Source organism: Streptomyces sp. NPDC005070 (assembly GCF_053600395.1).
Window position 1 is genome coordinate 8,980 of record NZ_JBSFZS010000023.1, and the last position, 22,438, is coordinate 31,417.

Here is a 22,438-nt window from a genome sequence, read left to right on the forward strand (position 1 = left end):
GCGGGGGCCTCAGGGGTCAGGGTGCCCCGGTGCCGGGGCTCCGCGGGCCCGCGTCCGGAGCCTCGGCCCGGACGACCAAGGCCCGCAGCGCCCGGAACCAGGTGTCCGCCAGGTCCTGGACCGACTCCTCGGGAAGCACGCCGGGGGCGAAGGTCCAGTGGGCGGACAGCTCGGGACCGGCGGGCCGGTCCTCGGTCAGGGCGTTGACGGTCAGAGCGTGGCTCAGCGGCATCCCCGGGTCTCCGTCGAGGTCGGCGGCGTCGTCCTCGGGAGCGTACGACCAGTCGGTGGCCTCGGGGACCCCGAAGCGGCCCATGTAGTTGAACTCGACCTGGGGGCCGCCGAGTCGGGCGAGCAGCGGTCCGGTGACCGGATTGAGGTGGCGCAGCAGGCCGTGGCCGACGCCGGCGGCCGGGAGGGCGGCCAGGTGGTCGCGGACCCGGGTCAGCGCCGCGTCCAGCGCCGGTCCGCCCGCGAAGGCGTCGGCCAGGTCGATCCTCCCGGGGTCGAGGCGTACGGGCACGACACTGGTGAACCAGCCGACCGTGCGCGACAGATCGGCGTCGCCGGCGAGTTCCTCCTCGCGGCCGTGGCCCTCCAGGTCGACCAGGACCCCGCCGCCGGCATCCCCTCCCCCGTTCCGTCGGCGGCGCCAGTCGGCGAAGGCCAGGGCCAGGGCGGTGAGGAGCACGTCGTTGACGGTGGCCCCGAGGACGCTGGGCACCCGGCCGAGCAGCGGCTCCGTGACATCGGGCGGCAGGGTGCGGGACAGGCTCCGCGAGGTGGCCGTGACGTCGAGGCGGCTGTCGAGCTCACGGAGGGTGGGCAGAGCGGGCGCGTCGGCCAGGATCCGCGTCCACAGGGGGAGTTCGTCCTCGCGTGCCGGATCGGTGGCCCGCTCGGCGAGTCGGCGCGACCAGCGGCGGAACGACAGGTCGACCGGGGCGAGGTCGGGGGTACGTCCCGCGGAGACGTGCTGCCAGGCGGCGGCGAGGTCGGGCAGCAGGACGCGCCAGGACACACCGTCGACGACGAGGTGGTGGACGAGCAGGAGCAAACGTCCCGGTGTTTCGCGGCCCGCGTCGAACCAGACGCACTGGACCATGCGTCCGGCGTCCGGGTCGAGGCGGTCCTGGGCCGCGCGGGCGTGCTCGCCGACGGCGGCGCGCAGGGCGGTGGTGTCCGCGCCTGTGACGTCGACGCGTCGCAGCCACGAGGCCACGTCCACGGTGCCGGGCGGCGGCACCTGGAGCGCCCATCGTTCCTCGCCCGCGCTGCCGGTCCGCTCCAGGCGCGCCCTGAGCAGGTCGTGCCGGTCGGCGACGGCCTGGAGCACGGAGCGCAGCGCGGCCGGGTCGAGGGCGGCGGGTGTCTGGACGAAGGCCACCTGGTGGTAGCCCGCGATCGGCCCGCCCAGTTCGCGCAGCGCGTGCATGATCGGGGTCGGCGGTACGGTGCCCGATCCGTCGTCGTGTGCCAAGTGCGTGGTGTCCGGGTCGAGTTCGACGGCGACGGCGGCGAGCGCGGCGACCGTGCGGTGCCGGAAGACCTGGCGCGGGGTGACCCGCAGTCCGGCGGCGCGCGCCCGGCTGACGAGCTGCATGGCGACGATGCTGTCGCCGCCGAGGGCGAAGAAGTCGTCGTCGGCGCCGATCCTGGGCAGTCCGAGCACGTCGGCGAACTGGGCGCACAGGACGCGTTCCCGGTCGTTCGCCGGTTCCCGGCCACCCGTGGCGGGGGTGAACTCGGGTGCCGGGAGCGCCTTGCGGTCGAGCTTGCCGTTGGAGAGCAGGGGCAGTTCGGCCAGGACGGTCACGGCGGCCGGGACCATGTAGTCGGGCAGGACGGCGGCCGCGTGGGCACGCAGCGCCGCGGGGTCGGGGGTGCCGGCGCCCTCGGCGGGGACGACGTACGCGGCGAGTTGCCTGACCCTGGGCCGGTCCTCGCGGGCGACCACGACGACCTGTCCGACGTCCTCGTGGCGGTCCAGTACCGCCTCGATCTCGGCGAGTTCTACGCGGAAGCCGCGGATCTTGACCTGGTCGTCCGCCCGTCCGAGGTAGTCGATCCTGCCGTCCTCGGTCCAGCGGGCGAGGTCGCCGGTGCGGTACATCCGGGTGCCTGGAGCGCCGTGGGGATCGGCGACGAACCGCTCGGCGGTCAGGTCGGGTCGGCCGAGGTAGCCCCGGGCCAGTCCCTCTCCCGCGAGGTACAACTCCCCGCTCACGCCCGGCGGTACGGGTCGCAGGGCGGCGTCCAGCACGTAGGCGCGGGTGTTGCCGACCGGGCGGCCGACCAGGGGGCGCGCGCTCTCGCCGACGCGGGCGGCGAGCGCGTCGACCGTGGCCTCGGTGGGGCCGTAGAGGTTGAAGGCGGCGGTGGACTCCAGCGCCGCCAGTGCGTTCCAAAGCGCGTCCGGCACGGCCTCGCCACCCACGCCGACCACGGCGAGCGGGCAGGATCCGTCGCTGATCAGGCCGGTGTCGGCCATCTGGGCGAGGAAGGAGGGGGTGACCTCGATGAAGTCGAGTCCCTGGGTCCGGATCGCCTCGGCCGTGAGGTCCGGGTCGCGGCGGGTCTCGTCGTCGAGGATGTGCAGGGCGTGCCCGTCGAGCAGCCACAACTGGGGCTGCCAGGAGGCGTCGAAGGAGAACGACCAGGCGTGTCCGACGCGCAGGCGGCGCCGGCCGGTGGTGCGCTTGGCGAGGTCGTGGAGCATGTTCCGGTGGCTGTGGAAGAGGTTCACCACACTGCGATGGCAGACCACGACTCCCTTGGGGCGGCCGGACGATCCGGAGGTGTGGATGACGTACGCCGGGTGGTACGGGTCGGGTCCGGGTTCCGGATTCTCGGCCGACCGGCGGGCCAGCCGTTCGGCGGTCTCCTCCGCGTCCAGGATCAGCAGCGGTACGTCGCTGTCCGGGAGGCGGTCCGCCAGGGCCTCGGTGGTGAGGACGAGCCGGGGCCGGGCGTCGTCGAGGAGGGTGAGGACGCGTTCGGCGGGCAGGTCGGCGTCGATGGGGAGGTAGGCGGCGCCCGCCTTCATCACCGCGAGCACGGCGGCCATGAAGTCCGCCGTGCGCGGCAGCGACAGGGCGACGATCCGCTCGGGTCCGGCGCCGTGCTCGGCCAGCAGGCCGGCCAGCCGGTTGGCGCGCCGGTTCAGTTCCGCGAACGTCCAGGTGACCGTGCCCGAGACGACGGCGACCTCGTCGGGACCGGCGGCGGCCTGCGCCTCGAAGAGCGCGGGCACGGTCGCCGGCGCGCCCGGGGCGACGGGCAGGGCGGTGTCGTTCCAGGTCTCCAGGACGGTGTGGCGGTCCTCGGGGCCGAGGATGTCGGTCCGGGCGAGCGGCTGTCCGGGGTCGGCGGTCATCGCCTCGAAGAGCCGGACCATCGCGGCACGGATCCGCTCGACGGCGGTCCGGTCGAACAGGTCGGTGCGGTACTCGGCGGTGAGCGTCAGCCGTTCGCCGGGCTCGACGGCCCAGGCGAACGGGTAGTGCGTCGCGTCCTGGTGGTCGCACACCTCGGCGCGCAGCCCGTCGTCGGCTCCGAGGCCGGGTCCGCCCGCGTCCGGGTAGGACTCGAAGACGACGAGGGTGTCGAACAACTCGCCCAGGCCCGCGCCGCGTTGGATGTCGGACAGTCCGATGTGCTGGTGCGCGATCAGCCGCGACTGCTCGTCCTGGAGGCGGTCGAGGAACGCGCCGAGGCTCTCCCGTTCGTCGATCCTGACGCGTACGGGCACGGTGTTGATGAAGAGGCCGATCATCGATTCGACATCGGCCAGCTCCGGCGGCCGGCCCGAGACGGTGGCGCCGAAGACGACGTCGGCACGTCCGGTGAGCCGGGAGAGCAGGATGCTCCAGGCGCCCTGGACCAGTGTGTTGACGGTCAGGCCACGGGAGCGGGCGAGGCCGGTGAGGGCCTCGGACAGCCCCGGGGTCAGTCGTGTGGTCAGCGTCGCGGGCACCGCCGGGGTGCGGCCGGGGTCGGCGGCCACGAGGTGGGTGGGCTCCTCCAGGCCGTCCAGGGCGCTCGCCCAGGCCGCGGCCGAGACCTCGGCGTCCTGGCGGCCGAGCCAGGCCAGGTGGTCGCGGTAGGGCGCCGGGGCGGGCAGTTCCCGGCCCGCGTACAGCTCGGTCAGCTCGCCGAACAGGCGCGGGACGGACCAGCCGTCGAGGAGGAGGTGCTGGTGGGACAGGACCAGCCGGTGTGCCGTCGGCCCGACCTTGACGAGCATCAGGCGCAGCAGCGGCGACTCGGCGGGGTCGAACCGGCGCCGTTCCTGGTCGAGGCAGCGGCTCCACCGCTCCTCTCGGGCGGTGTCGTCCAGGTCCGACAGGTCGACCTGGCGCCAGGGCAGTACGGCGGTGCGGGGCACGACCGCGACGGGGCGGCCGGAGGACAGATAGCGGAAGCCGGCCCGGAGGTTGCCGTGCCGGTCGAGCAGAGCCTGGCCCGCGCGGCGCAGCCTGCCGCCGTCCAGCGGTCCGTCGAGGTCGTAGGAAACCTGCACGGTGTAGACGTCGGGGCCGTCGTCGCCGGAGTCGAAGGAGGCGTGGAACAGCAGCCCCGCCTGGAGGGGTGACAGCGGCAGGGTCTCGGAGGCACCGAGTCCCGAGAGTTCCGCGCGCTCGTCGTCGGTGAGCGCCGCGAACAGGTCGCCGTCGGGCACCGGTCCTGCGATGTCCGCCAGGTCACCGGCGACAGCGGCCAGTGCGGCGGCCGTCTTGTGCCGGAAGACGTCGCGGGGGCTGATCGCGAGTCCGGCGGCGCGGGCCCGGGCGACGAGTTGCATCGCGACGATGCTGTCCCCGCCGAGGCTGAAGAAGTCGTCCTCGACGCCGACCCGTTCGAGACCGAGAACGTCGGCGAAGAGACCGCAGAGCTCGGCCTCGCGGGTGGTGCGCGGCAGGGTGCCGGTGGTGGCCGCCGCGAAGTCGGGTGCGGGCAGGGCCTTCCGGTCCAGCTTGCCGTTCGGGGTGAGCGGCAGGGCATGGAGCGTGACCACGGCGGCCGGGACCATGGGGTCGGGGAGCAGGGCGGCGAGGTGGGTGCGCAGGCCGGCGGGGTCGGGGGTGTGGCCGGGGGCGGGGACGACGTAGGCGACGAGACGTTGTTCGCGGGCCACGACGGCGGCGTGGGCCACCGTCTCGTGCCGGGCGAGGACGGTCTCGATCTCTCCGGGTTCGACGCGGAAGCCGCGGATCTTGACCTGGTCGTCGGTGCGCCCGAGGTATTCGACGACCCCGGCGCCGGTCAGGCGGGCGAGGTCGCCGGTGCGGTACATACGGGTGCCGGGCGGGCCGTACGGGTCGGCGACGAAGCGTTCGGCCGTGAGGCCGGGCCGGTCGAGATAGCCCCTGGCGAGCTGGACGCCCGCGAGGTGGAGCTCGCCCGCGACGCCCGGCGGCACCGGCCGCAGCGCCTGGTCCAGGACGTACAGCCGGGTGTTCCAACCGGCCGGCCGATCGGGACGCGGTCGGCGCCCGGCGGGATCCGTGCGGCCGTGACGTCCACGGAGGCCTCGGTCGGCCCGTACAGGTTGTGGAGTTCGGCCGGCAGGAGCGTGTGGAACCGTGCGGCGAGGTCGGCGGGCAGTGCCTCGCCGCTGCACAGGACGCGCCGCAGTCCGGTGCAGCGCGTGGCGGTGGGCTCGTCGAGGAACGCGCGGAGCATCGAGGGCACGAAGTGGGCTGTGGTGACGGCCTGTTCCCGGATCAGCGCGGCGAGGTAGGCCGGGTCCCGGTGTCCGTCGGGGCGGGCGAGGACCAGGGTCGCTCCGGTGATCAGCGGCCAGAAGAACTCCCACACGGACACGTCGAATCCGGCGGGGGTCTTCTGCAGGACGCGGTCGCCGTCCGTCAGGCCGTACGTGTCCTGCATCCACAGGAGGCGGTTGACGATGCCCCGGTGCGGTACCTGCACCGCCTTCGGCCGGCCCGTGGAGCCGGAGGTGTAGATGACGTAGGCCGGATGCGACGGGTCCACGGAGGCGGGCAGTTCGCCTTCGGGGCCGTCCGGCAGCACACCGTCGAGCAGGTACACCGGGCGGGCGTCCGCGAGCATGAACGCGCGGCGCTCCGGCGGGTGTTCGGCGTCGATCGGGAGATAGGCGGCTCCGGTGCGCTGGACCGCGAGCAGGGCGACGACGAGATCCACCGAGCGCGGCAGCGCGACCGCCACCGTGCGCTCGGGTCCCGCGCCGAGTCCGGCCAGGACCCGTGCGGTCCGCTCGACCCTGGACTCCAACTCGCCGTAGGTGAGCTGCTGTTCACCGGCGATCAGGGCGGGTGCGCCGGGTGTCCGGGAGGCCTGGTCCCGGAACAGCTCCACGAGGGTCGTGGCCGGCACCGCGTGCGCGGTGTCGTTCCACCGCTCGACCGCGTCGCGGCGCTCGTCCTCGTCGAGCACGTCGAGATCGCGTACGGGGCGGGCGGGGTCGGCGGCGACCTGCTCCAGCAGGCGGACGAGGCGGTGCGCCATCCGCCGGACGGTGCCGTCGTCGAACAGGTCGGCGCTGTACTCGATCCAGCCCTGGATGCCCGCCCCCTCGCCCTGTTCGACGAAGTCGAAGCTCAGGTCGAACTTGGCGCTCGGCGGACCGACCGGTTCACGTCGTGCCGTCAGGCCCGGAAGGTCCGGAACGCCGCCGGGCTCGCCCAGGTGGACGACCATCACCTGGAACAACGGGTGCCGGGCGAGGGAGCGTTCCGGGTTGAGGGCCTCGACCAGCCGCTCGAAGGGCAGGTCCTGGTGGTCGTAGGCCGCGAGGTCGGTCTCGCGGACCCGGCGCAGAAGGTCGGTGAACCCGGGGGCGCCGGACAGATCCGTGCGCAGGACCAGGGAGTTGACGAAGAACCCGACCAGGTTCTCCAGTCCTTCGTCGGCGCGTCCGGAGACCGGCGCCCCGAGGGGGATGTCGTCCCCGGCGCCGAACCGGTGGAGGAGGGCGGCCACGGCGGCCTGCACGACCATGAACATGCTGGCGCCCTCGGCGCGGGCCAGCTCCCGCAGCCTCTGTTCGAGGGCCGGGGAGAGGGTGAAGCCGACGGTGCCGCCCGCATGGCCGGACTCGCGGGGGCGCGGCCGGTCGGTGGGCAGGGTCAGTTCCTCGGGCAGGCCGGCCAGCCGCTCGGTCCAGTGGGCGAGCAGTGCGTCGCCGTCGGCGGAGAGCACGTCCTCCTGCCAGAGCGTGTAGTCGGCGTACGTCGCCGGGAGCGGGGCCCAGTCGGGGGCGTGCCCGGCGGCGCGGGCCGCGTAGGCGGTGCCGAGATCGGCGAGCAGCGGCCGGTCCGACCACTCGTCCGTGGCGATGTGGTGGAGCAGCAGGAGCAGGACGTGCTCGTTCTGGCCGGTCTCGCACAGGGTGACGCGCAGCGGGGGTTCGGTGGCCAGGTCGAAGGGGTGCGCGGCGGCCTCGGCGAGCCGGTCCGCGGGTTCCGTGCGAAGGGTGATCCGTGCCTGTTCCGGTTCCAGGACGTGCTGGTGGGGCAGGCCGTCGGGGCCGGTCGGGAAGACCGTGCGCAGGGTGGCGTGCCGGGCGACGAGGTCGCCGAGCGCGGCTTCCAGGGCGGCGCGGTCCAGGGCGCCGGTGAGCCGCCAGGCCGCGGGGATGTTGTAGGCGGGGGTGGGGCCGTCCACCTGGTGGAGCAGCCACAGGCGGCGCTGGGCGGAGGAGAGGGGCAGCCGTTCGGGGCGGGCCCGGCCGGCGGTGAGGGCCGGGCGGGCGGCGGTGCGTGCCGCGTCCAGGTGGGCGGCGAGGCGAGCCACGGTGGGCGCGTCGAAGACCGTACGCAGGGACAGTTCGGCGTCCAGCGCGGCGCGTACCCGGCTGACCAGGCGCATGGCGAGGAGGGAGTGGCCGCCGAGCGCGAAGAAGTCGTCGTCGATGCCGACGCGGTCCGCGCCGAGCACGGCGGCGAACTGCTCGCACAGCAGTTCCTCGCGGGCGGTGCGCGGCAGCCGTCCTCCGGGGGCCGCCGTCGTGTCGGGTGCGGGAAGGGCGGCGCGGTCCAGCTTGCCGCCGACCGTGCGGGGCAGAGTGGCGAGCTGGACGAAGGCGGCGGGGACCATGTGCTCGGGCAGCACGGCCGCGAGGTGGGCGCGCAGCGTCGCCGGGTCGGTGCCGTCGGGCGTGGCGGGGACGACGTAGGCGACGAGCCTGCGCGTTCCCGGTGTGTCCTCGCGGACGACGACGGCCGCCGCGGCGACGGACGGGTGGGCGCTCGTGGCGGTCTCGATCTCGCCGGGTTCGATGCGGAAGCCGCGCAGTTTGACCTGCTCGTCCGCGCGGCCGAGGAATGCGAGGGTGCCGTCCGCGCGGCGTCGCACGAGGTCACCGGTGCGGTACATGCGCTCGCCGGACGGGCTGTGCGGGTCGGCGACGAAGCGTTCCGCGGTGAGGGCGGGCCGGCCCTGATAGCCGCGGGCCAGGCCCTCGCCGGCGAGGTACAGCTCGCCGGGGACGCCGACGGGCGTGGGGCGCAGCCGGTCGTCGAGGACGTGGGCGCGGATGTTGTCGAGGGGCGCCGCCCAAGCGGTGCGGCCGATGCCGCCGCCGTGCCAGCCGTACGCGTCGACGGCGCACTCGGTGGGCCCGTACAGGTCGTGTGCGGCGACGCCGGGCAGTGCGTCCAGGCGCCGCCACAGCGCGGCGGGGGTGGCCTCGCCGCCGACCGCGATGACGGCCGGTGTACGGCTGCCGGGGGCGAGGAATCCGTGGTGGAGGAGTTCGCGCAGGTAGGTCGGGGTGAGGTCGACGAAGTCGATGGCCCGCTCGTCCAGGGTGGCGCGCAGCGCGGCCGGGTCGAGCAGGGTGGCCTCGTCGACGACGTGCAGTTCGTGTCCGGCGAGCAGCCACAGCAGCGGTTCCCAGGACCCGTCGAAGCTGAACGAGGCCGCGTGCAGGGCCCGCAGGACGCTCCGGCCGGTGTCCTGGACCGCGGGTGCGATCAGGTCGCGCCGATGCGAGGCGAACAGGTTGGACAGTCCGCGGTGGGTGCCCGTCACGCCCTTGGGGGTGCCGGTGGAGCCGGAGGTGTAGATCGTGTAGGCGGCGGACAGCGGGTGGTGGGTGCGCGGCGGGAGCGGAGCCGCCTTGGGGAGCGGGCTGTCCAGGAACAGCCACGGCAGGCCCGGCTGTTCGGGCAGCCGGGCGGCCTGCTCGGTGGTGGTGAGCACGCAGACCGGGGCCGCGTCGGTGAGCATGTGCTCCAGCCGGTGGGCGGGGTACGCGGGGTCGAGGGGCAGGTAGGCGGCGCCCGCGCGGAGCACACCGAGCAGGGCGGGCACCATCGCGTCCCGGGGCAGGGCCAGAGCCACCACGGTGCCCTCGCCCGCTCCGTGCTCCAGGAGCAGTCCGGCGACGGCGTCGACGCGGTCGGACAGCTCGGCGAAGGTGAGGCTGCCGGTGGCGGTGACCAGGGCGGTCCGCCCGGGATGCGCGGCCGCCGTGGCGGCCAGGATCTCCGGAACGGACCGGGTCTCCACCGGGTGGGCGGTGTCGTTCCAGGTGTCCGAGGCGGCCGTCCGCTCGGCGTCCGTGAGCAGGTCGATCTCCGCGAGGGGCAGGTCCGGGCTGCCGGAAGCACGGCGCAGCAGCAGGACGAGGCGTTCGGCGAGGAGTTCGGCCGTGGCCGGGTCCACGAGATCGGTGGCGTACTCCAGGAGCAGGGTGACGCGGCCGCCGGTGCCCTCGTCGACGAAGGTGAGGTCGAGGTCGAACTTGGCGGTGCCGGTGTCCATGTCGTACCACTCGGTGGGCAGACCCAGCAGGTCCGGATCGCCTTCGGGGCGGTGGTGATAGCCGAGCATGACCTGGAACAGCGGGTTGCGGCCCGCCACGCGCGGCGGGTTGAGGGCTTCGACGACCCGGTCGAAGGGGAGGTCCTGGTGCTCGAACGCGGCGAGGTCCGACTCCTTCACCCTGGCCAGCAGTTGACGGAACGACAGGCCGGGGCCGGACAGGTCGGTGCGCAGCACCAGGGTGTTGACGAAGAAGCCGACCAGGCCGTCGAGCGCGCTGTCCGTGCGTCCGGCGATGGGTGCCCCGAGCGGGATGTCGTCACCAGCGCCGAGGCGGTGCAGCAGGGCGGCCGTGGCGGCCTGGAACAGCATGAACATGCTGGTGCCGGTGGTGGCCGACAGCTCGCGCAGCGCCTCCCCCTGCTCGCGGGCCAGTTCGCGGCGCAGGGTGGCGCCGCGTCCGCTGGGCTCGGCCGGGCGCGGCCGGTCCAGGGGCAGCGTCAGTTCCTCGGGCAGGGCGCACAAGGTTTCGGTCCAGTAGGCGAGTTGGCGCTCGCCCACCTGTTCCAGGAGCTCCGTCTGCCAGAGCGTGTAGTCGGCGTACTGCACCGTCAGGGGCGCGAGCGCCGGGGCGGTGCCGGTGATCCGCGCGCGGTAGGCGTCGTCCAGGTCGGCCAGGAACGGCCGGTCGGACCATTCGTCGGTGACGATGTGGTGCAGCACGAGCGCGACGACGCAGCCGTCGTTCCCGCCGCCGGGCGCGGGGCGGAACACCGTGGCCCGCAGGGGCGGTTCGGCGGCGAGGTCGAAGGGCCGGCGCTGCTCCGCCTCGATCAGCGCGGGCAGTTCGGCGTCGGCGCAGTCGGTCACGGTGAACGGGACGGCGGCCTCGAGCTCGTCGAGGACGTGCTGGTGGGGCTCGCCGTCGTGCTCTCCGACGAGCGTGCGCAGCGATTCGTGCCGCGCCACCACGTCGTGCAGGGCCTGGCGCAGGGCGTCCGGATCGAGTTCGCCGCGCAGCCGGAAGACCAGCGGGAAGTTGTAGGCGGCGCCGCCACCGGTGATTCGCTCGACCAGCCACAGCCGGCGCTGGGCCGCGGAGAGCGGGACGCGTTCGGGGCGCCCGGCCACGGCTGTGACGGGGGGGCGGGCGGGCCGTCCGCCGTCGGCGCGGGCGGCGAGCAGTTCCGGTGTGGGTGCCTCGAACAGGTCGCGGATCGCCAGTTCGGCGCCCAGTTCGGTGCGGGCGCGGCTGATCAGCCGGGTGGCGAGCAGGGAGTGGCCGCCCAGGTCGAAGAACCCGTCCTCGGCGCCCACCTCCGGCAGTCCGAGTACCTCGGCGAAGAGGCGGCAGAGGACTTCCTCGCGGGGGGTGCGCGGGCCGCGGCCGGTGCCGGGCGCGGCGGCGGGTTCGGCCTCGGGCAGCGCGCGGACGTCGAGCTTGCCGTGGTCGTTCATGGGCAGCCGGTCGAGGACGACGAAGGCGGCGGGCACCATGTAGTCGGGCAGCCGTGTCTTCAGGTCCTCGCGCACCCGCCGGATCAGGGTGTCCCTGTCACGGGCGGCCGTCGGCGCGTTGGCGTACGGGGGTTCGCCGCCGCCGGGCCGGTACAGCCCCGTGACGGGTCGGGGGGCCGGGCGGGTGGCCGCGGCTCCGTGGTCCCGGCGCTTTCCGTCCGCCGGCTCCTCGTCGTCCGCCCGCACGAACACGGCTTCGTAGCAGCCGGGTTCGGCCGACCAGGTGGTGAGCACCCGGTAGCCGAGGGCGGCGCCCAGGGCGTGCAGGTCCTCCGGGTCCACTCCCCCGCCGACGGCGTCGGGCCGGACGACGCGGCCGTCCTCCAGGGCGCGCAGCGCCGCGCGTTCCCCCGCGGTGCGCGCGTCGGGCACCTCGGTGACGCGCAGCCGTCCGGGCCGCTGTTCGCCCAGCCACGTGACGAGGTCGGCGGACCACGGGATCGCGGGTACTCGGGACAGGTCGACCGGGTCGGCGCCCTCGCGGTACAGGACGGCGTCGTAGCGGTGCCGGGAGAGTTCGTTGTGGTGACGGCCGCGCTTGGTGCGCAGGTCGACGTCGTGTCCGAGGGTGGTGAACCAGTCGGGGTCGACGAGGAGTTCCTTCTCCAGCCGCAGTCCGCGCCCGGCGGCCCCGCGGACGTCCTCGGGGTCCGCGTCCGTGGCCGCCCGGGTGAGCTGGACGGCGGTGTGGAAGACGGGGGCGAGGCGGGGGTTGCGCACGTCACCGACGAACAGCGCTCCACCCGGCCGCAGCAGCCGCATGGCTCCTTCGACGACCTCGGTGAGATAGTCGACACCGGGGAAGTACTGGACGACGGAATTGATGACGACGGTGTCGAACCAGCCCTCGGGCAGGCCCGCCGGATCATGGGCGGGCCGGCAGCGCAGTTCGACCTTGGCGGCGAGCGCGGGGTCGCGCGCCAGTTCCTCGCCGAGCTTGCGGATCACGGGGGCGGCGAAGTCCGTCGCCCAGTAGGCCTCGGCGTCGGGAGCCAGCCGTGACAGCAGCAGCCCGGAGCCGACGCCGATCTCCAGCACGCGGCGCGGGTTCAGTTCCCGGATGCGTTCGACGGTCCGCTCGCGCCACTCGCTCATCTCGGCGAAGGGGATCGGCCGGCCGTCGTAACTGCTGTCCCAGCCCGCGTAGTCCTCGGTGAACAGGGCGGTGCCGATCCGCTCGTACTCGTCGGAGTAGACGTCCTGCCACTCACCGACGTGTTCGCGCGCCACCCCGTCCCGTTCCTCGCCACTGCGTTCGGCGGGGACCACATAGCCGATCAGCCGCTGCGTGCCGGGGGCGGTCGCGTCGTCGCGGGCGATGACGGCGGCCTGGGCGACGGCGGGGTGCTGGGCGAGCGCGGTCTCGATCTCGCCCGGTTCCACGCGGTAGCCACGGATCTTGACCTGGTCGTCGGTGCGGCCGAGGAAGTCCAGGTTGCCGTCAGGGTTGCGGCGGACGAGGTCGCCGGTGCGGTACATGCGTTCGCCCGGTTCGCCGAACGGGTCGGCGACGAAGCGCTCCGCGGTCAGGCCCGGCCGGTCGAGGTAGCCGCGGGCCAGGCCGATCCCGGCGATGTACAGCTCACCGGGCACGCCCTCGGGCACCGGCCGCAGCCAGGCGTCCAGGATGTGCGCACGGGTGCCGCGGATGGGGCGACCGACGGTCGGAGTGGCGCTGTCGAGGGTGCCGCCACCGAGTGTGTTGATCGTGTACTCGGTGGGGCCGTAGAGGTTGTAGCCGTACGTGCCCTCGGTGTCCCTGAGCCGGTTCCACACCGCCTCCGAGACGGCTTCGCCGCCGAGCAGGACGAGCGGGGGGCGGTGTCCCTCCAACAGGCCCTGCTCCATGAGGAGATGGGCGTAGGTGGGGGTCACGTTCACGACGTCGACGCGGTGCGTCTCGCAGTACGCGACCAGCGCCTCGGCGTCGCGCCGCAGCTCCTCGTCGCAGATGTGCACCTCGTGGCCCTCGACGAGCCAGAGCAGCTCCTCCCACGACATGTCGAAGGCGAAGGACACGGTGTGCGCGATCCGCAGCCGCCGTCCGCCGACCGAGGCGATGGCCGGGGTGAAGATCTCCTTCTGGTGGTTGAGCTGCATGTTCGTCAGACCGCGGTACGGGGTGACGACGCCCTTGGGCCGTCCCGTGGAGCCGGAGGTGTAGATGACGTACGCGGGGTGCTCCAGACTGAACCGCCGTCGGGTGAAGTCACCCGGGAGGGCGGCCAGTTCGGCCTCGACGGCCGGATCGTCGAGCAGGACGCGGGGTGTTCCGGCGGCCGCGCCCGGGAAACGAGCGGCGACGGGGGCCGTGGACAGGATCAGGGCGGGGCGGGCGTCGTCGAGCATGGCCGCCAGCCGGTCGTCCGGGTGGTCCAGTTCGAGCGGCTGATAGGCGGCGCCCGTCCGCAGGACGGCGAACAGGGCGACGACCATGTCGGGCGAGCGGGGCAGGCCGAGTGCCACGACGCGCTCGGGCCCGGCGCCCCGGGCCAGCAGGAGCGCGGCCGTCCGGTTGATCCGGGCGTCCAGTTCGGCGTACGTGAGGGTGCTGTCGCCGAAGAGGAGGGCGACGGCGTCGGGGATCGCGGCGGCCTGTACGGCGAGCAGGTCGGCGATGGTGTCCTCGGGGGCTGGAACACGGCTGATGGCGTGTTCGGCGGCCAGCGCGGCGTGCTCGTCCGGCAGCAGCGGGTCGAGGCGGCCCACGGGGGCGTCCAGATCGGCGGCCAGGCGTTCCAGCAGCAGGGTGAAGCGGTCCAGGAGCGCCTGGGCCCTCGGACGCGGCACGACGTCGGGGCGGTGGGTGAGCATGACCTGGATGCACCGGCCGGGGGTGACGACCAGGTTGACCGGGTAGTGGGTGGCGTCGACGTTGGCGACGGCGGTCGCCCCGTGCCGCTCCGCCAGCTCCGCGAGCCGCTCCTCGGTGTCGCTGTTGCGCAGCACGAAGAGGGTGTCGAAGAGCCTGCGGTGACCGGTCTCGGCCTGGAGGACGCCCAGGCCCAGGTACTCGTACGGCATCACGGCCAGCCGCTCGTCCTGCACCCGGCGCAGCAGTTCGAGCACGGACTCGGCCGGGTCGTACGCGATACGGGCGGGGACGGTGTTGAGGAACATGCCGATGACGTGCTCGATGTCCGGCACCTCGCTCGGCCGGCCGGCGACGGTGGTGCCGAAGACGACGTCGGTGCGGCCGGTCGCGGCGGCCAGGGTCAGGCCCCAGGCGGCGGTGAGCACCGAGTTGAGGGTCAGGCCGTGACGGCGCGCCTGCCCGCGCAGCCGCTCGCCGAGTTCCGCCGTCAGGACCGCGTCGAGGCGATCCGGGATCCCCGGTTCGAGGCCCTGGTCGGCGGCGGCGAGGAGGGTGGGTTCGTCGAGGCCGGCGAGCGCGGTCCGCCAGGCGCCGGTCGCGACGGCGTCGTCCTGCGTCTCCAGCCAGGTCAGGTAGTCCCGGTACGAACCGGGCGCGGGCAGCGGGCCGGGGTCGCCGCCGGACTCGTACAGGGCGAAGAGCTGGTCGAGGAAGGTCCAGGCGGACCAGCCGTCCCACAGCAGCAGATGGCGGCCGATGATCAGCCGGTCGCCGCGTCCGGAACCGAGCCGCACGAGGAGCACGCGGAAGAGCAGCGGGCGGGTCAGGTCGAAGCGCCGGGCACGCTCGGCGTCGGTCAACTCGACGAGCCTGGCGTCCTGTTCGTCGGCCGTCAGGGCCGACAGGTCGACCTCTTCGAGCGGGACGGGCGGGTCCGCGACGATGAACTGCACCGGCTGGCGCAGTCCTTCGCTGGTGAATCCGGCGCGCAGGCCCGGGTTGCGCTCCAGCAGGACCGCGACGGCCGTGCGCAGCCGGTCCGTGTCGAGGGGGACGGCGAGGTCGAAGGACTCGTGGACCGTGTAGACGTCCAGGGCGCCGCTGTCGTACGTCGAGTGGAAGAACAGGCCTTCCTGGAGGGGTGCCAGCGGCCAGATGTCCTCCACGGGGCCGGGGCTGAGCCGGTGGACGCGCTCGGTCTCCTCGGGGGTGAGCGCGAAGGCGGAGCGCGCGGCACGGGCGGGCTGGGCGCCGACGGCGGCGGCCGCGAGGGCGGCCGGGGTGCGGTGCTCGAAGACGTCACGGGGGTTCACCTCCAGACCGGCCCGGCGGGCGCGGCTGGAGACACCGATCGAGGTGATGCTGTCGCCGCCGAGCATGAAGAAGTCGTCGTCGATCCCGACCTCGCCGAGCTTGAGCACCGCCGCGAAGATCTCGGTCAGGGTCCGCTCGCGGTCGCTGCGCGGGGCGCGTGGCTCGGCGCGGACCGTCGTCGGGGCGGGCAGGGCCGCCCGGTCGAGCTTGCCGCTCGGGGTCAGGGGCAGGGTGTCCAGGACCACGCAGGCGCCGGGGACCATGGGCGCGGGCAGCGACCGTGCGAGCCGGGCGAGCAGTTCGGCCGGTTCCGGGGCCGCTCCGCGGGCCGGGACGGCGTAGGCGACGAGGGTGCCGTCCGCGACGGTGACGGCGGCCTGGGCGACGGCGGGGTGCCGCGCCAACGCGGCCTCGATCTCGCCGAGTTCGATCCGGTTGCCGCGGATCTTGACCTGGCGGTCGGTGCGCCCGAGGTACTCGACGACGCCGTCGGCGCGGCGGCGCACCAGGTCGCCGGTCCGGTACATCCGTTCGCCGGTGCCGCCGTAGGGGTCGGCCACGAACCGCTCGGCGGTCAGGGAGGGCTGGGCGTGGTAGCCGCGGGCGAGCTGGACGCCGGTCAGGTAGAGCTCCCCGGGGACGCCTTCGGGGACCGGGCGCAGGCAGGCGTCGAGGACGCGCAGACCGGTGTTCCAGACCGGGCGGCCGATGGGCACGGTCGTGCCGGGGGTGTCGTCGTAGGGGTGGTGGGTGACGTCGACGGCGGCCTCGGTGGGGCCGTAGAGGTTGTGCAGGGGCACGCCGGTGAGCTCGCGCCATTCGGCCGCGGCCGAGCCCGGCAGGGCCTCGCCGCTGCTGAAGGCGCGGCGCAGGGAGCGCGACCATGTGGGGTCGGCGGTGATCTCCTCGGACCGCAGGAAGGCCTCCAGCATGGAGGGCACGAAGTGCAGGGTGGTGACGCCTTGTTCGCGGACGAGCCCGGCGAGATAGGCGGGGTCCCGGTGTCCGTCGGGGCGGGCGAGGACGACACAGGCTCCCTCGCACAGCGCCCAGAAGAACTCCCAGACGCTGACGTCGAAGCTGGCGGGGGTCTTCTGGAGCACCCGGTCGTCGGCGGTCAGCCCGTACTGGTTCTGCATCCAGGCGAGCCGGTTGACGATCGCGCGATGGGTGACGACGACGCCCTTGGGACGGCCGGTGGAGCCTGAGGTGTAGATCAGGTAGGCCGGATCGTCGGGGCCGGCCGGAGCGCGGGGCGGCACGCTCGCGTCCGTGGGCTCGGACGGGGCGTCCACCAGCAAGGGGGCAAGGCCCGGCACCGACGGCAGCCGGGCCGCGGTCCCGGTGGTCGTGACGACGGTGGCGGTCCCGGAGTCGGCCAGCATGTGGGTCACGCGGTCGGCGGGGTAGTCCATGTCGACCGGGAGATAGGCGGCGCCGGACTTGAGCACGCCCAGCAGCGCGACGAGGAGGTCCGTCGAGCGCGGCACTGCGACCGCGACGACCGTGCCGGGACCGGCGCCGCGGGCACGCAGCCGCCGCGCCAACCGGTCGGCCCGCAGGTCGAGTTCGCGGTAGCTGAGGGTCTCGCCCTCGTCGACCGCCGCGGCGGCCTCGGGGGTACGGGCCACCTGGGCCTCGAAGGCGGCGGCGAGCGTGGTGTCCGGGACGGGGACGGACTCCCCCGCCAGGTGGGCACCGGCCTGCTCCGGCTCCGTGAGCAGGCCGATGTCGGCGGCGCGCTGTCCGGGGTCGTCGGCCAGGGCCCGCAGCACCAGGGTGAGCCGGTCCGCGAGGCGCCGCGCCTCCTCGGTGCCGATCCGCCGGGTGTGGTGCTTGAGCCGCAGGTCGAGCCGGCGGCCCGGCTTCACGACGAGGGCGAGCGGATAGTGGACGGTGTCGTGGAACGCGTGTCCGGTGACGCGGACGGTGCCGGTGGGGTCGGCGAGACCGCTCGCGGCCGGGTAGTTCTCGAGGACGACCAGGGTGTCGAAGAGTTCGCCGCCGCCGGCGTGTCCGGCGACGCGCTGGATCTCGGCGAGGCCGAGGTGCTGGTGGTCGAGCAGCCCGGCCTGTTCGTCCTGGAGCCGGCCGAGCAGCCCGGCGAGGGTGTCGGCGGGCTCCCAGCGCACCCGGGTGGGCAGGGTGTTGATGAAGAGACCGACCATCGACTCGATGCCCTCGACCTCGGCGTCCCGGCCGGAGACCGTGGTGCCGAACAGCACGTCCTGGCGGGCGGTCAGCCGGCCCACGAGCAGACCCCAGGCGCCCTGCACGACCGTGCCGAGCGTGACGCCCAGGTCCCGGGCGCGGGCGGTCAGCCGTGCGGTGACCCGCTCGGACAGTTCGACGCGGACCTGTGCGGGCTCGACCGGGCCGCCGTCGGCGGGGGTTCCGACCAGCCGGGTCGCGTCCTCGGTCCCGGCAAGAGCCGCCTGCCAGGCCGTGCGGGCGGCGTCCCGGTCGGCGGCGGCCAGACTTCGCAGGTACGAGCCGTACGGGGCGACCTCGGGCAGCGGGGCGGGGGCGTCCCCGTAGCCCGCCATCAGCTCGCGGTGCAGCACGGGCAGCGACCAGCCGTCAGCGACGATGTGATGAAAGGTGAGCAGCAGGCGGCAGCTCTCCCCCGCCATGCGGACGAGGGTGCAGCGCATCAGGGGCGGGTGGGCGAGGTCGAAGCGGCGGCCCCGCTCGTCGGCGGCCACGGCGTCGGCGAGCGCGGTCGCGATCGCGCCGTCCTGGAAGGAGAGGTCCACCTCGCGCCACGGCAGCTCCACGCCCGCGGTCACGATCTGCACGGGCCGGCCGTCGGGGAGCGTGCGGAAGCAGGAGCGCAGCGGGGCGTGCCGGTCCAGGACCCGCTGGGCGGACCGGCGCAGCGCCTCGGCGTCGACCGGTCCGGCCAGTTCGAGGGCCTGCTGCACCACGTAGGCGTCGCGGGCCTCCCCGTCCACGACGGAGTGGAAGTAGAAGCCCTCCTGGAGCGGGCTCAGCGGCAGCAGGGCTTCGACGGGGAGGGGGTGCTCGCCCTGGAGTGCCGCGCGCTCGGCCTCGGTCAGGTCGAGCAGGGGGGCCTCGGACGGGCCGTCGGTGCGGTCGGTGCGGTCGGTCCGGTCGACGGCCACCTCGGCGAGTGCGGCCACGGTGCGGTGCCGGAACACGTCGCGGGAGCTGAGCCGCAGGCCTGCTCCGCGGGCGCGTACGAGGAGCTGGATGGCGGTGATGCTGTCGCCGCCGAGCGCGAAGAAGTCGTCGTCGACGGTGACGGAGTCCAGGCCGAGCACCTCGGCGTAGGCCGCGCAGAGCAGTTCCTCGCGCGCGTCCCGGGGGCGGCGTCCGGAGCTGAGGGCGGCGTAGTCGGAAGCCGGGAGCGCGGTCGCGTCGAGTTTGCCGCTCGGGGTGACCGGCAGGCGGTCCAGGGGGACGAGGGCGGCGGGGACCATGTACTCGGGGAGCTGTCCGGTCGCGTACGAACGCAGCGTCCTCATCAGGGAGTTCACGTCCCGGAAGGGTGCAGGGCGGTTGGCGCGGGATACGGCGCCGTTCACCTCGTACGGTCCGGGGAGCGGTGTCTCGGAGGGGGCGAGGAGCACGTCGAGGCCGCCGTCGTCGGAGCCGCCGTTCCAGGTGACAGCCACGCGGAGACCGTGCCGGGCGCCGAGGGCGTGGAAGGCCTCGGGGTCGGGGGCGTCGGCCGGTGCCGGGGTGTGGCTGCTGTCGTCGAGGGTCGCCAGCGCGGCCAGGTCGCGGGCGAGACGGGCGTTGGGCACGCCCGTGATCCGCAGCGGGGCACGGCCGTCGGCGAGCAGCGCGTCGACGGCGTCGAGTCCGTTCAGCCCGGACCACGCCGTGGTGTACGGGGCGGCGGGGGCGGCTGTCGTGGCGGGGGCGTCGGACCGCTTGCGCAGGACGACGTCGTACCGGTACCGGGTCAGTTCGTTGTGGTGGCTGCCCCGCTTGACGCGGATGTCGGCGTCGAAACCGTCCAGGGTGGCGAAGAAGTCGGGGTCGAGGAGCAGTTCGCCCTCCCAGGCGACCGATCGCTCGACGGCGGCGCGCAGGGCCTGCTTGTCCTCGGGGTCGGCGGCTCGACGGGTCTCCACCGCGGCGCGCAGGCACCGGAGCAGGCGGGCGTTGCGGACGTCGCCCACGAACAGGCTGCCGCCCGGCGCCAGCAGTTCTCCGGCGGCGCGCAGCACGTCGGCGAGATAGCCGGCTCCGGGGAAGTACTGGGCGACGGAGTTGAGGACGACGGTGTCGAAGTGGCCGCGTGGCAGACCGGTGGTGTCGTGCGCGGGGCGGGCGTCGAGCCGGACGCGTCCGGCGAGTCCCCCGGCGGACGCGATCTGGGCGCGCAGGGCCCGCACGGCTTCCTCGGAGAGGTCGGTGCCCCAGTACTCCTCGCAGTCCGGCGCCAGGCGCGAGAGGAGGAGGCCGCTGCCGACGCCGATCTCCAGGATCCGGCGCGGCCGGAGTTCCCGGACGCGGGCGACGGTCGCGTCGCGCCACTCCCGCAGCTCCCGGACCGGGAGGGGCAGGCCGTCGTACATGCTGTTCCAGCCCGCGAAGTTCTCGCGCAGCCCCCCGGTGCCCTGGTCGTGGGCCGGGGTGTCCTCGCGCCGGCCCTCGGCTCCCGCGGCGGAGTACAGCAGCTCGTGGAGCTCCTTCCACTCCCGGACCCGCTCGTCGGCACCGGCGCCCGCTCCCGCGTCGAGGGAGGGGACGACATAGGCGGCGAGCCTGCGGTCGCCGGGCCTGTCCTCGCGGATGACGACCGCGGCCTGGTCGACGGCGGGATGGGCGCGCAGGACCGACTCGATCTCGCCCGGCTCGACGCGGAAGCCGCGGATCTTCACCTGGTCGTCCGCGCGCCCCAGGAACTCCAGGCGGCCGTCGGCCTTCCAGCGCACGAGGTCGCCGGTGCGGTACAGCCGCTCCCCGAGGTCGCCGAAGGGGTCGGCGACGAAGCGTTCGGCGGTCAGACCGGGCCGTCCGAGATAGCCGCGGGCCAGTCCGGCGCCACCGAGGTGGAGCTCGCCCGTGACACCGGCGGGGACGGGCCGCAGCCGGGCGTCGAGGACGTAGGCGCGGGTGCCCGGGTCGGGGACGCCGATGGGCACGACGGTGCCGGCGGGGGTGTCGGGGTCGCACAGACCGAGCGTGGAGTTGGTGGTGGCCTCGGTGGGACCGTACGCGTTGAACATCATCCGGCCGCGGGCATAGCGGCCGACGAGCTCGGGCGAGACCCGCTCCGTGCCGGCGAGCAGGGTGGCCGGTGGCAGTACGACGTCCTCGGGCAGCGCGGCGAGGAGGGCCGGCGGGAGGATCATGAAGGTGATGCCGTGGGCGTGGGCGTATTCGGCGAGCGGAGCACCCGGGACGCGCAGTTCGGTGGGCACGACGACGAGGCGGCCGCCGGAGAGCAGGCCGAGGCACAGGTCCCAGAAGGCGACGTCGAAGCTCGGTGAGGCGAACTGGAGGACGCGGCTGTGCGGTCCGATCCCGAACCGCTCGGTCTGGGTGGCGACGAGTTTGGCGACACCGGCGTGGGAGAGCACCACGCCCTTGGGGCGGCCGGTGGAACCGGAGGTGTAGATGACGTAGGCGGCACCCGCGACGGCCAGCGGACCGCGGTCGGACTCCCCCGGGTCGTGGACCGGGCTCGACGCCAGCTCGCTCCTCGTCCCGGGCGCGTCGAGGACCAGGACCTCCGTGCCCGGGCACGGCGGGATGTCGCCGGCCACCTCAGCCGTCGTGATCAGGCAGACGGGTGAGGCGTCGGCCAGCATGTACGAGACGCGGTCGGCCGGGTAGTCGGTGTCGACGGGGAGATAGGCCGCGCCCGCCTTGAGCACCGCGACCTCGGCGACGATCAGCTCGGCGGAGCGGGGGACGGCGAGGGCCACGACCCGTTCGGGTCCGGCGCCGCGCGCGATGAGGGTGTGGGCCAGCCGGTTGGCGCGTTCGGCGAGTTCGGCGTAGGTCAGGCGGACGTCCTCGAAGACCAGCGCGACGGCGTCCGGCCGCAGGCGCACCTGTTCGGCGAACATCTCCGGCCAGGTGCGGGAGGCGACGTCGTGCCGGGTGTCGTTCCAGTCCAGGAGGACGCGGTGGCGCTCCTCGGCCCCGAGCAGTTCCAGTTCCCCGACGAGGGCGTCGGGGCGGGCCAGGGCGTCGGCCAGCAGGGTGGCGTAGTGGTCCGCCACGCGGTGGGCCGTGGCATCCATGAACAGGTCCGGACGGTAGATCAGCCGCAGCTCGTCGGGGCCGACTTCGAGGGTGAGGTCCAGCGGGGGGCGGAGGACGTCCGAAGCGGCGGACGGCACGGGCTCGCCGGGACCGGCCGCGCCCTCTGAGGCCTCGCCGGTCTCAACGGCAACTACCGGCACGGGCTTTGACGCCTCGCCGACCTCAACGGTTGCCGCCTCCACGCCCCTTGGCGCCTCGCCGGTCACAGCTCGGAACGCCGTGTTGAACAGCAGGCCCCCGCCACGGGTCGGCTCCGGAACCAACTGGGCGATCAGCAGGTCGAGCTCGACCGGGTGGGCGCGCGCCTGCGCGCACGCCGCGGCCGCCCGGTCCACCAGTTCCGCGAACGCGGTGCCGCCGTCCACCGCGACCCTGACCGGCAGCCCCTCGACCCCGACGGTGATGTCGTGTGCGCCGCCGTACCGGTGCAGCAGAGCCACGTACGCGGCCAGCAGGGTCGGCTCGTCGGCCGCGTGGGCGAGCGCGCGGCGCAGGGTCCGCCGGTCGCCGCCCGACCGCGCCGGATACGGGAAGTCGACGGGCAGCGAGGCCTCTTGAGGGAGCGGATCCAGCCGCCGGCGCCAGTACGCCGCCACGCCGTCGTCGACACCCGACACACGATCTTCGATAGCGGACACAGGTGACCGTGCCTCCCGAATGCGCGGAACCGGCTCAGCCGGAGGACCGCGGCCATACTAAGGTAAGGATTACCTAACCAAAAGGCCATGGCCTCGGAGATTGCCGAGTCGCCCACTACGATTAAGGCCTGCCTAACCTAAGGGAGTTGGC

Annotated in this window: 2 protein-coding genes; both read right to left on the reverse strand. The window is 74.2% G+C overall.

Translation table 11 applies throughout. The annotated features are described in order from the left end of the window. Nucleotides 1–16: 16 nt before the first annotated feature. Entirely contained in the window at nt 17–5,296 is a 5,280-nt protein-coding gene (locus tag ACWEBX_RS10830) for an amino acid adenylation domain-containing protein (RefSeq protein ID WP_451884588.1), read from the reverse strand. Continuing rightward, on the reverse strand, nt 5,266–22,266 hold the full coding sequence (locus ACWEBX_RS10835) for an amino acid adenylation domain-containing protein (protein WP_451884547.1): 17,001 nt from the start codon (nt 22,264–22,266) through the stop codon (nt 5,266–5,268). Before ACWEBX_RS10835 ends, ACWEBX_RS10830 begins: the two co-directional genes overlap by 31 nt. Nucleotides 22,267–22,438: the final 172 nt, after the last annotated feature.

Bases quoted from the DNA above. Each gene is read 5' to 3' on its own strand.
- ACWEBX_RS10830 (WP_451884588.1), bottom strand. From the start codon at position 5,296: ATGTACCGCACCGGCGACCTCGCCCGCCTGACCGGCGCCGGGGTCGTC.